At 72.7% G+C, this 13,814-nt stretch carries 13 protein-coding genes; 7 read left to right on the top strand and 6 right to left on the bottom strand.

What is annotated here, in order from left to right; genetic code table 11:
- Window positions 1-113 precede the first annotated feature (113 nt).
- Window positions 114-773, bottom strand: a complete 660-nt coding sequence (locus tag AC2A1K_RS00830) for a TetR/AcrR family transcriptional regulator (protein WP_483894407.1) — start codon at window positions 771-773, stop codon at window positions 114-116.
- Window positions 774-897: 124 nt separating this feature from the next.
- Here AC2A1K_RS00830 and AC2A1K_RS00825 point away from each other — a divergent pair, with 124 nt between their 5' ends.
- From AC2A1K_RS00825 to AC2A1K_RS00815, 3 genes are read left to right on the top strand one after another with little or no spacing between them, the layout of a single operon-like run.
- Window positions 898-2,169 carry an MFS transporter gene (locus tag AC2A1K_RS00825; RefSeq protein ID WP_483894406.1) on the top strand — a complete coding sequence of 424 codons (1,272 nt, stop codon included), beginning with the start codon at window positions 898-900 and terminating at the stop codon, window positions 2,167-2,169.
- A complete protein-coding gene (locus tag AC2A1K_RS00820) occupies window positions 2,166-3,119 on the top strand; it encodes a fumarylacetoacetate hydrolase family protein (RefSeq protein ID WP_483894405.1) in 954 nt (317 codons plus the stop codon). The genes AC2A1K_RS00825 and AC2A1K_RS00820 overlap by 4 nt, the downstream gene beginning before the upstream one ends.
- Before the next feature lie 10 nt (window positions 3,120-3,129).
- Entirely contained in the window at window positions 3,130-3,276 is a 147-nt protein-coding gene (locus AC2A1K_RS00815; protein ID WP_483894404.1) for a hypothetical protein, read from the top strand.
- 35 nt (window positions 3,277-3,311) lie between these two features.
- Here the strand turns inward: AC2A1K_RS00815 and AC2A1K_RS00810 are convergent, their stop codons facing one another.
- From AC2A1K_RS00810 to glnT, 5 genes are read right to left on the bottom strand one after another with little or no spacing between them, the layout of a single operon-like run.
- Window positions 3,312-3,953, bottom strand: coding sequence for a sarcosine oxidase subunit gamma (locus tag AC2A1K_RS00810; protein ID WP_483894403.1), 642 nt, complete (start codon window positions 3,951-3,953; stop codon window positions 3,312-3,314).
- Window positions 3,946-6,783, bottom strand: a complete 2,838-nt coding sequence (locus AC2A1K_RS00805) for a 2Fe-2S iron-sulfur cluster-binding protein (RefSeq protein ID WP_483894402.1) — start codon at window positions 6,781-6,783, stop codon at window positions 3,946-3,948. Before AC2A1K_RS00805 ends, AC2A1K_RS00810 begins: the two co-directional genes overlap by 8 nt.
- Window positions 6,780-7,052, bottom strand: a complete 273-nt coding sequence (locus AC2A1K_RS00800) for a sarcosine oxidase subunit delta (protein WP_483894683.1) — start codon at window positions 7,050-7,052, stop codon at window positions 6,780-6,782. Before AC2A1K_RS00800 ends, AC2A1K_RS00805 begins: the two co-directional genes overlap by 4 nt.
- A gap of 49 nt (window positions 7,053-7,101) precedes the next feature.
- Complete coding sequence (locus AC2A1K_RS00795; RefSeq protein WP_483894401.1) at window positions 7,102-8,370, bottom strand: FAD-dependent oxidoreductase; 1,269 nt, start codon at window positions 8,368-8,370, stop codon at window positions 7,102-7,104.
- A gap of 32 nt (window positions 8,371-8,402) precedes the next feature.
- The gene (gene glnT / locus AC2A1K_RS00790; RefSeq protein WP_483894400.1) at window positions 8,403-9,767 is read right to left on the bottom strand and encodes a type III glutamate--ammonia ligase; all 1,365 of its coding nucleotides are present in this window, start codon (window positions 9,765-9,767) and stop codon (window positions 8,403-8,405) included.
- A gap of 173 nt (window positions 9,768-9,940) precedes the next feature.
- On the opposite strand from glnT, the gene AC2A1K_RS00785 reads away from it, so the two are divergent.
- The 4 genes from AC2A1K_RS00785 (at window position 9,941) to AC2A1K_RS00770 (ending at window position 13,809) form a co-directional block, all read left to right on the top strand.
- Complete coding sequence (locus tag AC2A1K_RS00785; RefSeq protein ID WP_483894399.1) at window positions 9,941-10,660, top strand: FadR/GntR family transcriptional regulator; 720 nt, start codon at window positions 9,941-9,943, stop codon at window positions 10,658-10,660.
- A 217-nt stretch (window positions 10,661-10,877) separates the two neighbouring features.
- A complete protein-coding gene (locus AC2A1K_RS00780) occupies window positions 10,878-11,771 on the top strand; it encodes a class II glutamine amidotransferase domain-containing protein (RefSeq protein ID WP_483894398.1) in 894 nt (297 codons plus the stop codon).
- Window positions 11,759-12,487 carry a glutamate synthase gene (locus AC2A1K_RS00775; protein WP_483894397.1) on the top strand — a complete coding sequence of 243 codons (729 nt, stop codon included), beginning with the start codon at window positions 11,759-11,761 and terminating at the stop codon, window positions 12,485-12,487. Before AC2A1K_RS00780 ends, AC2A1K_RS00775 begins: the two co-directional genes overlap by 13 nt.
- Complete coding sequence (locus AC2A1K_RS00770) at window positions 12,487-13,809, top strand: FMN-binding glutamate synthase family protein (protein ID WP_483894396.1); 1,323 nt, start codon at window positions 12,487-12,489, stop codon at window positions 13,807-13,809. Before AC2A1K_RS00775 ends, AC2A1K_RS00770 begins: the two co-directional genes overlap by 1 nt.
- Window positions 13,810-13,814 lie beyond the last annotated feature (5 nt).

The following is a 13,814-nucleotide window of genomic DNA, read 5'->3' as shown; positions in this document are numbered from 1 at the left end:
AACGCAAACAAAGGGTGACCTAAGTGTCCGGATCGTCGGGTGTCAAGGATGTGGCGGCGGGTTCCGGGGGATGCTTCGACACCCGAAGCGATTCCCCGAGAGCTCGGCCGTCCTCAAGCCTGGGTCGCCGTGGTCGCCAGGGCGCCGTCGAGCACAGTGTCGATCATGGCCGCGATCTCCGCGGCGAGGTCGAACGGCTCCGGGTCGACCGCCACCCACCGGGTCACGGCCGAGAAGTAGCCGAGCGCGAGGAGGCGGCCGACCTGCGTGGGCGTCGCGGACGGTGCGAGCACGGCACCGGCGTCCGACAGGAGCTCCGCGAGGTCCCGGGAGAGCGGGTGGTCGAGCAGGATGTCGGTCTGGCGGACGCCGGGCGGCATGATCGCCGACGTCTCCACCCGGGTCTCGACGTTGACCGCGGCGAGCGCGCGGAAGTAGTTCCCCAGCAGTGACCGCGCGGACTGGCGCGTGCGGTCGGAGTCCTTGAACGACAGCGCGGCCCGCTGGCGGCGGCGCAGGGTCCACTCCTCGAGGAGCGCCACCTTGCGGGGGAAGTGGTTGAACACCGTGGTCCGGGCGAGGCCGGCGCGCTCGGCGATGTCGTCCATCGAGGTCTCGTCGAAGCCCTTCTCGACGAAGAGCTCGACCGCGGCCTCGAACATGCGGTCGCGGCGCTCGTGACGCCCACGGGTGCGGCGGGAGGGCGGTGGCCCGGGCACGGCGTCCGACTCCGCCACCAGCTCGCGGATCGTCGGCGCTTCGTCGAGGTTCATCGCCCCCAGTACACCACGAGCACACACGAATCTGTACTCGGGTCTTGTTTCGTGGATGTCAACGCCCTAGCGTCCGTGACATCGAATGTGTACTCGGGTACGGATTCTTGTCACCGGAGACCTCATGCCCTTCACCCCGCCCGCCCCGTCGCCGGGTCCCGTCGGCGAGCTGCGCCGCCACTGGGCCGCGCTGACCGCGGCCACCGTCGGCATCGGCACCGGCGTCGCCGTGATGCCCTTCTACACGAACGGACTGTTCATCCCGGCTCTCGAGGCCGAGTTCGGATGGTCTCGCTCCCAGCTGTCGTCGCTGGCCCTGGTCGGCGCCGTGATCACCATCCTCACCTCGCCACTCGTGGGCGTGATCGTCGACCGCTTCGGCGTCCGGCTCCCCGGCGTGGTGTCGCTCGTGGTGCTCGGCGGCGCCTACTTCCTGCTGTCCGCGAGCGGCGGGTCGTTCGCCGGCTACCTCGCGATCTGGATCGGCATGTACGTGCTGGCCGCGGCCTCCACGGCCGTGTCGTTCACGCGCACGGTCAACGAGCGCTTCGACCGCGCCCGGGGCCTCGCCCTCGGCATCGCGCTCGGCGGCGCCGGGCTCGTCGCGTTCGCCGTCCCCCAGATCCTCGGCGGGCAGATCGCCGAGGACTGGCGCGGCGGCTACCGGATCCTCGGCATCGCGATCCTCGTCGGCGCCCTGGTGGTCCTGGTGCTCATGCCCCGCCACCGGCCGGTCGCGGCCGGACCGGCCGACGTGACGGCACCGACGTTCCGCGTCGCACCCCTGCTGCGCACGCCGCTCTTCGCCCGCCTCGCGGTCGCCTTCCTCGCGATCTCGCTGGCGGTCGGCGGCCTGACCGTCCACCTCGTCCCGCTGCTGCGCGACGCCGGCGTGGCGCCCGCGTCGGCGGCGGCCACCGCCGGCCTCGTGGGCATCGCGGTGATCGTCGGACGGGTCGTCAGCGGCCTGCTGGTCGACCGCTTCTTCGCCCCGCGCGTGATGGTCGGCGTCCTGCTGGTGGCCGCGCTCGGCTACGTCGCGCTCGTCGTCGGGGGCCCGACGTTCGCCAGCGCCGCGGCCGTCGGCGTCGGGTTGGCCCTGGGCGCGGAGGTCGACGTCGTCGGCTACCTCGTCGCCCGCTACTACGGCATGGCCGCCTACAGCCGCATGTTCGGTGTCTTCTACGCCGTGTTCACCCTCGGCGTCGGCGCGAGCCCCCTGCTCATGGCCGCCGTGCGGGCGTCGACCGGGAGCTACACCGCCCCGCTGCTCGGCGCGATCGTCCTGCTCGGGGTCGCGGGGGTGCTGCTGTTCACCGCGCCGCGCTTCCCCGCCACGACCCCGGCGTCGGACACTCCCGTCGCCGCCACGACCACGGGAGGAACGTCGTCATGAAATGGGTGACCTACGACGCGGGTGACGGGCCGCGCACCGGCCTGCTCGACGGCGACCCCGAGGGAGCGAAGGTCCACGGCCTGGCCGCGGGCACCACGCTGATCTCCCTGCTCGGCGACGACGGCGAGCGCCTCGCCGCGGCCGGGGAGACCGCGCGCAACGACCCCGCCGAGGTCCGGCCGCTCGACGCGGTGCGGCTGCTCGCGCCGGTCCCGCGTCCGCCGGCCGTGCGCGACGCGCTGTGCTTCCTCGACCACCTGCGCGGCTGCTACCGCGCCCTGGGCCGCCCGCCGGAGCTCCCCGAGGTGTGGGCGCAGACCCCCGCCTTCTACTTCGGCAACCCGTCGGCGGTCGTCGGCCCGCACGACGACGTGGCGATCTCACCGGCGTGCGAGCTCTTCGACTTCGAGCTCGAGATCGGCGCCGTCATCGGGCGCGGCGGCCGCGACCTGCACCCCGACGACGCCGCGAGCCACATCGTCGGGCTCACCTTCTTCAACGACTGGTCCGCCCGCGACCTGCAGATCCGCGACATGGCCCACGGCATCGGGATGGGCAAGGCGAAGGACGGCGCGATCACGCTGGGCCCGGCCCTGGTCACCGTCGACGAGCTCGGCCCGGCGTCGGACGGGCGCTTCCCGGTCGAGGTGTCGGCGGCGGTGAACGACACCGAGGTCGCCCGCGGCTCGCTCGCGGACGCCGACTGGTCGTTCGGCGAGATCCTCGCCTACGTCTCGCGCGGCACCGACCTCGTGCCCGGCGACGTCGTCGGCTCCGGGACCGTGCCGGGCGGCTGCCTGCTCGAGCACGTCGACACCCCCGACATCGCCGCCTTCTCCGGCTGGCTCGAGCCCGGCGACGTCGTCTCCCTGCGCTCGCCGGTGCTGGGGGAGACCGCCCAGACGATCCTGCCCGCGCCTCCCGTCACCCGGCTGCGGTCGGGCTTCTGAGAGGACACCCGTGCCCACCCTGGTCGACCTCACCCGCACGACGGGCCCGGAGCGCGCGCCCAGTCCACGAATGACCGGGTTCACCGTCGGTTCCTTCCCGATCACGCTGCCGGGCACCGGCGCGGCGCCGGCCCGGGCGGCGGCGCTCGTGGACTGATCCGCCGCGCCGACCCCGACGCCCTGCGGTGAGCGTCAGGTCCCCGGGCCGCGGAAGCCGGTGAGCTCGAGCCCGAGCGGGGCGCCGGCGTCGAGGAGGGCGTCGGCGAGGTACTGGCCGGACGAGCGTTCGACGTGCAGGAGGTAGGACCTCGTCCCCTGCCGGTCGTCGCGGACGATGTCGGTGACGACGCCGGCGAGGGAGGTGCGCAGGGCGGTGCCGTCGGGGGTGACGGTGTCGGAGAAGTCGATCGCGCAGACACCGGCGAGGACGGTCGCGGCCTCGCGTCCCTCGAGGCGCAGGAGCGCGCGGCCGTGGGTGAGGTCGAGGACGGTGGTGAACTCACCGGTGCCGGCGAGCCGCCGCTCGATCGCCGCCCGCAGCGCGCCCGCCGTGTTCGGTGTCCCGAGCACGAGCCACTCGCCGGGCCCGGAGCCGACGACGAGCACGTCACCGGTGCCCAGATCGGCGCGGGCGGTCCGGCCGAAGCCGACACCCAGGGCCACGCGGCTCGCCCCGTCGAAGGGCGCGCGGAGGTGCACCTTGGCCAGCGGCGACTCGTCGGAGAGCGTCAGGGGGCCGGTGGCGACCCGGGCGTCGACCTCCCAGCCGTCGCGCACGACGGCCGGGTCGACGGCGACCGGCCCGCGGGCCAGGGGCGGGGTGCGGTCAGACACGCTGGCGCTCTCCTCGGGGGTCGACGTGGACGGCGTCGGTGATCTCGGCGGTGATGTCGCGGCCGTCGGGGAGGCGGACCGTGACGTGGGTGCCGACGGCGGCGAGGTCGCGGTCGATCTGGGCCAGCCCGATGGCGCGGCCCAGCGTCGGCGACATGCGGCTGGACGTCACGCGGCCGGCGATGCCGCCGTCGGGGCGCAGGATCTGGCTCGCCTCGGCCGGCACCACCGAGCCGTCGCGCGGCTGGATCCCGACCAGGCGGGGGTGGTCGTCGTGTTCGTGCTGCCAGCGCAGTTCGGGCAGGCCGACGAAGTCGGTCTTGTCGAGCTTGATCAGCCCGTCGAGGCCGGCGGTGAAGCCCTGGGTCAGGCCGTCGGTGTCCTGCCCGATGATGGCGTGGCCCTTCTCCAGACGCAGGATGCGCTGGGCCTCCACCCCGAACGGCGTCACCGCGAGGTCCTGGCCGTGGTGCATGAGCCGGTCCCACACGTGCTGCCCGTAGCTCGCGGGGACATGGATCTCGTAGGACAGCTCGCCGGTGAACCCGATCCGCCACAACACACAGTCCTCGACCCCGGCCACGGTGCCTCGGCGGACGTTCATGTAGCCGAACGCCCCACCGTCGAGGTCGACGTCGTTCGGGTCGGTGAGCCGGGCGAGCAGCTCGCGGGAGCGCGGGCCGGCGATGTTGATGCTGGCGTAGGCGGTCGTGACGGGGGTGACGTGGACCTGCCAGTCGGGGTGGGCGGTCTGCAGCCAGTTCTCCACCCACTCCCACACCGTGGCCGCCCCCGAGCTGGTGGTGGACATCAGGTAGTGGTTCTCGGCGAGGCGGCCGGTGACACCGTCGTCGAGCACGACGCCGTCCTCGGCGCACATCACCCCGTAGCGGACCCGCCCGACAGCCAGCGTGGACCACTTGTTCACGTACAGGAGGTTCAGCAGGTGGGGGACGTCGGGGCCCTGGAGGTCGAGCTTGCCGATCGGGGTGACGTCGATGATCCCCACCCCGGTCCGGACCGCGCCGACTTCGGCGGCGGGGTCGCCGTAGTGCTCGGGGCGGATCCACTGCCCCGCCACCAGCGGGGTCGCGCCGTGGCGGTCGTGCCAGGTCTGCATCGGGGAGTACCGGACCGGTTCGTGCGGGCGCCCGGCCAGCGCGCCCAGGGTGACCGGGGCGTGGACCGGGCGCCAGGTGGTGGTGCCGGTGTCGGCGATGCTCTTGCCGGTCGCGGCCGCCACGAGGGCGACCGCGTTGACGGTCTCCAGTTTCCCTTGGGTGGGGCCCATGGTGACCGTGGTGTAGCGCTTGACCAGCTCCACCGAGTCGTACCCCTCGGCCACCGCGGTGGTGATGTCCTTAGCCGACACGTCCTCGCAGAAGTCCACGAACCCACCGGTGCCCGCACTGAACAGCTCCGGGTGCCCCGCGGCACGCAGCTCGGGGATCGACACCGAGGTCGATCCGGACGTCGCCCGACGGGCGGCCTCGCGGCCGACGGCGTCGGCGTGCTCGACGAGCTGGGCGGTGGGGCCGTCGCCGACGATCCCGCCCGTGGCCAGCACGTTGTCGGGCATCCGCGCCGGGTCCGGACGGAACCGCGCGGCGTTCGGGTCGTAGATCGGCCGGTCGCCGGACTGGTTGAGCAGCGAGGTCGGCGCCGTCCACCCGGTCGCGGTGACCAGCAGGTCGGCGTCGATCCGCTGCCCGGTGCCGGTCTCGACGGCGCGCAGTCCGCCGTGCCCGTGGGCGGCGCGGACGCCGTCGCCGCGGCGGGGGTCGAGCACGGCGGCGATCTCCACGCCGGCGCGGGCGAGGTCGGTGACGGCGGCGTCGCCGTCGGGGTTGGCGCTCAGGACCACGGCGCGCTCGCCGGGCCGCACGGCGTGCAGGTTGATCAGCCGGCGGGCGGCGGTGGAGAGCATGACCCCGGGCAGGTCGTTGCCGGCGAACACGTACGGGCGCTCGATGAGCCCGGGCGCGACGATCAGCGTCCTGGCGCGGGCCTTGATCAGCCGTTCGGTGACGCCGGGCAGGCCGCGCTGGACCACGGGGATCCAGTTGTCGTCGAAGCGGCCGGTGACCACGGAGTCGAGCAGCACCTCGATGCCGGGTTCGCCGGCGACCTGGGCGCGCAACTCGCCGAGCGCGGCGAGATCGGCGGTGTCACCGAAGCGCAGGTGCCCGCCGAGGTGGTGGTTCTCCTCGACCAGCATCACCGACGCCCCCGCCCGCGCGGCGGCCACCGCGGCGGCCATGCCGGCCGGTCCGCCGCCGGCGACGACGACGTCGGGGTGAGCGTGGCGGTGGTCGTAGAACGCCGCCCCCGGGTTCGGGCTGATGGCCCCGGCGTGCACGAAGCGGCGCAGCACCTTCTCGTACAGCGGCCAGAGCGGTTCGGGCTTGATGAAGGTCTTGTAGTAGAACCCGGTGGCCAGGAACCGCCCGGCGAGCTGGTTGACCGCCTTGACGTCGAACCGCAACGAGGGCCAGGTGTTCTGCGACGACACCGCCATACCCGCCTCGACCAGCCGGTGCGCGCCGCGCACGTTGGGCTCGTCACCGACCTGCACGAACACACCCGGGTCGAGGTAGTCCGCGGTCAGCAACCCCCGCGCGCGGTGGTACTTGTAGCTGCGCGAGAACACCCGCACCCCGGCGGCGGCCAGCGCCGAGGCGATCGTGTCGCCCGGATGCGCGGTCACCGGTCGGCCGTTCCAGGTGAACGGGACGCTGCGGCGGCGGTCGATCACCTCGCCGGGCTGCGGGCCCAGCCGCGCCGAGCCCGGGATCCGGCGCGTGCCGCGGGACGGGGGCAGCAGGCTCATCGCGCGCCCCCTGCAGAACCGGTGGCGGCGTCGACGGCGGAGAAGATCTCGTTGGTGGCCGTGTCGCGCTGGACGGCGAGATAGCGCCGGCAGCCGGCGCGGTGGTACCACGTCTCGCGGACCGGCCCGCACGGGTTGGCGTGGACGTAGAGGTACCGCCGCCACTGCTCGGGCGAGGTCGAGGCCGGATCGGGCCGCGGGCCGGCCTCCCCGACATAGCGGAACTCTGCTGCGTTCCGCGGCCCGCACCACGGGCACGGCAACACCATCACGAACGATCACCCCACGGCAGGAACGAGAAGCTGGGACACGAGCGGGTTAGTGGCCGACCGCGGCGGCGCCTTTCTCCCCGACCAACCGCCCGTCGGCGAACCGATCCAGCCCGAACGCGGAGATGATCTCCGGGGGTTTCCCGGTGGCGAGGGTGGCCGCCATCGCCTCGCCGGACACGGGGCCGGCCTTGAAGCCGTAGGTCCCCCACCCCACATCCACGTAGAACCCCTCCACCGGGGTCGGGCCCATGATCGGGGAGTAGTCCGGGGTCATGTCACACAACCCCGCCCACTGACGCAGCAACCGCATCCGGTGCAACGCCGGCATCAACTCCAGCACATGCCCCGCGATCCCCTCGGTGAACTCCAACGACCCGCGCATCGAGTACGACGCGAACGGGTCCACACTCGCCCCGAACACCAACTCGCCCCGGTCGGTCTGCGACACGTACACGTGCAACGTGCCCGACACGACCACGGTGTCCAGGAACGGGCGCACCGGCTCGGTCACCGCGGCCTGCAACGGGAAGGTCTGCACCGGCATCGCCACCCCCGCCATGTCGCTGACGAGCGTGGCCCACCCGGCGGTCGCGTTCAGCACCACCGGCGTGGCGATGTCGCCCCGATTCGTGCGGACCCCGGTCACCCGACCGGCGGTGACCTCGATCCCGGTCACCTCGGTCTGCTGGTGGATGTGCACCCCGTGCGCATCCGCCCCCCGCGCATACCCCCACACCACCGCGTCGTGGCGCACGATCCCGCCCGGCGGGTGGTACAACGCCCCCAGAATCGGATACCGCGCCCCCGGAGAGGTATCCAGATACGGCACCAGCTTCTGGATCTCGCCGGGGTCGATCACCGACGAGTCCACCCCCTGCAGCTTGTTGACCTCGCTGCGCCAGGCCATCGTGCGCAGCGAGGCGTCGTTGTGGGCCAGGGTGAGATGCCCCCGCTGGGAGAACATCACGTTGTAGTTCAACTCCGCGGCCAGGTGCTCGTAGAGCTTCACCGACCGGTCGTAGAACCGCACCCCCTCCGGGGTCAGGTAGTTCGACCGCAGGATCGCGGTGTTGCGCCCCGACCCCCCGCTGCCGATGTAGGCCCTGTCCAGCACCGCCACCTGGCGCATCCCGTGCTCCCGGGCCAGGTAGTACGCCGTCGCCAGACCATGCACCCCACCACCGACGATCACCGCGTCATACGACGACCGCAGCTCGTGCTCCCGCCACGCCCGCGGCCACGACGTCGACATCAACCCGTGCCGCACCAGGCTCCACGCCGAGTAGCGGCCGTTTCCGTTGTTCGAGGTGGTCACCCAGGGGTCCTCTCGGGAAGTAGGCGGTCGGCTCAGGCCTGCGTCAGGTAGCGCCGGACCTCCCAGTCCGAGACCGCGGCGTGGTACTCGTCGAACTCCTGCTGCTTGACCGCGGCGTAGTAGTCGATGAAGTCGCCGCCCGAGGTCTTGCCGAGGGCGGCGCGCAGGACGTCGTCGGCGACGAGCTCCTCGACGGCGCGGTCCAGCGTCTTGGGGAGGTGCTTGATCCCGCGGGCGCGGACCTCGTCGGAGTGCAGCGCGAAGAGATCGTCGTCGGTGCACGCGCCCGGGTCGATCTCGCGGTCGATGCCGTCGAGCCCGGCCGCGAGCAGCGCGGTGGCGGCGAGGTAGGGGTTGGCCGAACCGTCGACGCCGCGGTGCTCGATGCGCCCGCCCTCGGGCACGCGCAGCATCACCGTGCGGTTGTTGCCGCCGTAGGCGACGTAGGCCGGGGCCCAGGTGGAGCCCGACGTGGGCGCGCCGACGCCGATGCGCTTGTACGAGTTGACGGTCGGGCAGATGACGCCGGCGACCGCGCGGCCGTGCTCGATGAGCCCGCCCAGATAGTGGCGCGCGGTGGGTGAGAGCCCCAGCGCGTCCGAGTCGTCCTCGAACAGCGGCGTGCCGTCCTGGGTCCAGAGGCTCTGGTGGATGTGCAGGCCGTTGCCGGTGACGGTGCTGAACGGCTTGGGCATGAACGTGGCGACCATGCCGGCGTCGTGGGCCAGCATGTGGACCATGTAGCGGAAGAAGATCGTGCGGTCGGCCGTGGTCAGCGCGTCCGAGTATTCCCAGTTGTTCTCGAACTGGCCGGTGCCGTCCTCGTGGTCGTTCGCGTAGTTGCCCCAGCCGAGCGTGTTGAGGTGGCGCGACACCGTCGAGAGGTGGTCCCACATCCGCGTCAGGCCCTTGACCTCGTAGCAGGGCTTGGCGGCGGTGTCGTGGGGGTCGGCGAACTCGAGCGTCCCGTCCTCGCGGCGGCGCAGCAGGTTGTACTCGAGCTCGGTGCCGGTCTTGAACACCCAGCCGCGCTTGTCCGCGAGCTCGGCGAGCTGCCGGCGCAGGATCACGCGCGGGGCGTAGGGCCAGGGCTTGCCCTCGACGTGCGGGTCGCAGTGCAGCACCGCGACGCCCGGCTTCCAGGGCAAGGGCGTGTACGACGCCGGGTCCGGGACGACGAGCACGTCCGGGTCGGCCGGCGACTGGCCCAGGTCACCCGCGGCGTAGCCGGCGAACCCCGCCCCGCCGTCCATGAGCAGGCCGAAGGACGAGAACGGGATCGCCTTCGCGCACGGCTTGCCGTGCAGATCGACGAACATCGCCAGGAAGAACTCGATGCCGTCGGCCTCGGCACGTTCTCGCAGCTCGTTCCGTGCACTGTCATCACGGCTGGCCATGCCGGGCCTCCCTCTGCCGCGCCGAGCGCGGATCAAGGTGTGGAGTTAGAACCTTTGTCAGAGGCAACCGTGACCGGAGGAGAGTGTCAACCCCGTCACGGTGGGGCAAGGGCCGTCCGGGGCCCCGATCGCGGGCCGATACACAGGGTGACCAGGCGCGCTAGTCTCGGGCCATGGCCCGGCAGGTCAACTCCACGTCGCTGTCGCAGGCGGTGGCCGACCACCTGCGGATGCGCATCCACCGTGGGGACGTCAGCCCGGGGGAGCGCCTGCCCGCCGAACGGGAGCTCGCCGAACAGCTCGGGGTCGCGCGGATCAGCCTGCGCGAGGCGATCCGCCAGCTCCGCGAGGACGGCTACGTCGAGGTCCGGCGCGGGTCCACCGGGGGCACGTACGTCACCGAGCTGCGCCGGCCCGCCGAGGCGTGGCGGGCCCGGATGCGCGAGCAGGCCGGCGAGATCGACGACATCGTCGACTTCCGGATCGCGCTGGAGACCCAGACCGCGACCCTGGCCGCGCACCGCCACACCGAGGTCACGCTCGCCCCGGTGCAGGAGTCGCTCGTGGCGCTGCGCGACGTCATCGGGCGCACCGCGTTCCGCCAGGCCGACTCGCGCTTCCACGTCGCGCTCGCCAGGGCCGCGCGCAACGACCGGCTCACCGACGCCGTCGAGATCGCCCGCGGCGAGCTGTTCAGCCCGCGCGACCTGCTGCCGTTCCGTGAGCCGGTCGAGGAGACGCTCCGCGACCACCTGGCGATCTTCGAGGCGGTTCGCGACGGCGACGCCGACCGTGCCGGCGAGGCGATGCGGGCCCACCTCGAACGGGCGAGACGCCAGCTCCGGGCGATCGTCTTCGGCGCGGACGACGACCCAGCGTGGTCCTCCGCCTGACCCGAACCGGGCCCGTCCGTTTCACCCGGGGTTGACACGACGTGGCGTGGGCCGCCTACTCTCCCTTCGGCCCATGGTCTTCACTCCAGACCAATGCACAGACCAGCGCCCGCACGACGTCGGGCAGGCGTCACCCGTCGACGTCTCCTCCGAGGCAGAACTGGTTTCCTGTTGGTACGTCGACCTGGTCCCTCCCGACGCAGGAAGGCTGAGTCCCATGTGCGGCATCATCGGTCTGCACCTCCGCGATCCCGAGCTCCATCCGATGCTCGGCTCGCTCCTCGACGACATGCTCGGCGGTGTCTCCGAGCGCGGGCCCGACTCGGTGGGGGTCGCGGTCTACGGCGACGAGCAGCGCAATCCGCCCGGCCACAGCGCGGTGTCGGTGCTGCGGGCACCGGGCGATCTCGACGCCGCCGTCGCCGGCCTCGTGCCGGCAGGTCCGGCCGTCACGGCGACCCGCACCGGCGACACCACCGTGCTCACGGCACCGGTGGCCGCCGAGGCCCTGGCCGCCGCGGTCACCGCGGCCGCGCCCGACGCGCTGGTCGTCGGGCGCGGCGACGACCTCGTCGTCTACAAGGGCGTCGGGCAGCCGTCGGACCTCGCGGTGACCTACGGCCTGCGCGCGGTCACCGGCTGGCAGGGGCTCGCGCACACGCGCATGGCCACCGAGTCCGCGATCGTCCCCGAGGGCTGCCACCCCTACTCGGTGGGCCCGAACCAGTGCCTGGTGCACAACGGGTCGTTCTCGAACCACGCCACCGTGCGCCGCGACCTCGTGCGCCGGGGTGTCAGCTTCGACTCGGAGAACGACTCCGAGGTCGGCGCCCGGTTCGTGGCGGCCTGCCTGGCCGAGGGTGACGACCTCGAGAAGGCGCTGCTGCGCCTCGGAGAGACCTTCGACGGCTTCTACACGCTGCTCGTCACCTCCGACGAGGGGTTCGCGGTGGTCCGCGACGAGATCGCCTGCAAGCCGGCGGTGATCGCCGAGCACCCGCGGTGGGTGGCGATGGCCTCGGAGTTCCGGGCGCTCGCCGACCTCCCCGGCATCGGTGCGGCCCGCGTCTGGGAGCCCGACCCCGGCACGGTCTACACATGGCGGCGCTGAGCCGGTCGGAGGCGGAGGAGCGGTCGGCCCGCCCCGTCTCCGTCGACCTGCGCGAGACCGGTGTCCGCGCCCTCAACGCCGAGCTGCACGGGGTGGGTGGGCGTGTCCCGGCGTCGTCCTACGAGGTGCTCCACCCGGCGGGTGCGCACTCCATCGGCGCGGGCATCGATCGCGAGATCGACCTGCACGTGCGCGGGAACGCGGGCTACTTCTGCGCCGGGATGAACCAGCGCGGCCGGGTCGTCGTCGACGGCTCGGCGGGCAACGGCGTCGCCGAGAACATGATGTCGGGGACCGTGCGCGTCCGCGGCGACGCGTCGCAGTCGGCCGGCGCGACCGGACGCGGCGGCCTGCTGGTGATCGAGGGTCGGGCCTCGATGCGCTGCGGCATCTCGATGAAGGGGATCGACATCGTCGTCGGCGGCGACATCGGCGCGATGGGCGCGTTCATGGCCCAGGCCGGGCGCCTGGTCGTGTGCGGCGACGCGGGCGACGGGCTCGGTGACTCGATCTACGAGGCGCGGCTCTACGTCCGGGGCGGCGTCGGGACGCTCGGGGCGGACTGCGTCGAGAAGCCGCTGCGCGACGAGCACCGCGCCGAGCTGGCGGAGCTGCTCGCGGCGGCCGGGTTCGATCACCCCGTCGACGAGTTCCGCCGCTACGGGTCGGGCCGGACGCTGTACCACTTCACCAGCGAGCACTCGGGGAGCTACTGATGGGGCAGGAGGCCCAGCGCGGCCTGCGCGAGTCGGCGACGTTCGACCGTGCGAGCATCGCCGCGATCCAGCACGCGGCGCGGACCGGCGTCTACGACATCCGCGGGTGGGGCGCCAAGCGCGCCGTGCCGCACTTCGACGACCTGCTCTTCCTCGGGGCCTCGATGTCGCGCTACCCGCTGGAGGGCTACCGCGAGCGTTGCGACACCGACGTGGTGCTGGGCGATCGGCACGCCACGCGGCCGCTGCACCTCGACATCCCGGTGACGATCGCGGGGATGAGCTTCGGTGCGCTGTCGGCGCAGGCGAAGGAGGCGCTCGGGCGGGGGGCAGGCGAGGTCGGGACGTCGACGACGACCGGTGACGGCGGCATGACCGACGAGGAGCGGGGCCAGTCGAAGACGCTGGTCTATCAGCTGCTGCCGAGCCGCTACGGGATGAACCCCGATCACCTGCGGGCCGCCGACGCGATCGAGGTGGTGCTGGGACAGGGCGCCAAGCCCGGTGGGGGCGGGATGCTGCTCGGGCAGAAGATCTCCGAGCGGGTCGCCGAGATGCGCACCCTGCCGGCCGGCATCGACCAGCGCTCCGCCTGCCGCCACCCCGACTGGACCGGCCCCGACGACCTCGCCATCAAGATCGGCGAGCTGCGCGAGATCACCGACTGGGAGAAACCGGTCTACGTCAAGGTCGGCGCCACCCGGACCTACTACGACGTCAAGCTCGCCGTGGCCGCCGGCGCCGACGTCGTCGTGGTCGACGGCATGCAGGGCGGCACCGCGGCCACCCAGGAAGTCTTCATCGAGCACGTCGGCATCCCCACCCTGGCCGCGATCCCGCAGGCGGTGCAGGCGCTGCAGGAGCTCGGGCTGCATCGCAGGATCCAGCTCATCGTCTCCGGCGGCATCCGCACCGGCGCCGACGTCGCCAAGGCCATGGCCCTGGGCGCCGACGCGGTCGCGATCGGCACCGCCGCGCTGATCGCGCTCGGGGACAACGACCCCCGCTACGCCGCCGAGTACGAAGCGATCGGGTCCGCGGCCGGGTTCTACGACGACTACCAGGACGGCCGCGACCCGGCCGGGATCACCACCCAGGACCCCGAGCTCTCCGCCCGCCTCGACCCCGTCGAGGGCGGCCGACGGGTGGCGAACTACCTGCGCGTGCTGACCATGGAGGCCCAGACGCTGGCGCGCGCGTGCGGGAAGTCCCACGTGCTGCACCTCGAACCCGAAGACCTCGTCGCCCTGACCATCGAAGCCGCCGCCATGGCCCGCGTCCCCCTCGCCGGCACGAACTGGATCCCGGGCCAGGGGATCTGAGCCTC

This window comes from Actinomycetospora sp. 2LY8.5, assembly GCF_057180585.1.
Note: the sequence above shows the minus strand (reverse complement) of the source record. Positions and strands in the feature narration are given on the sequence as shown.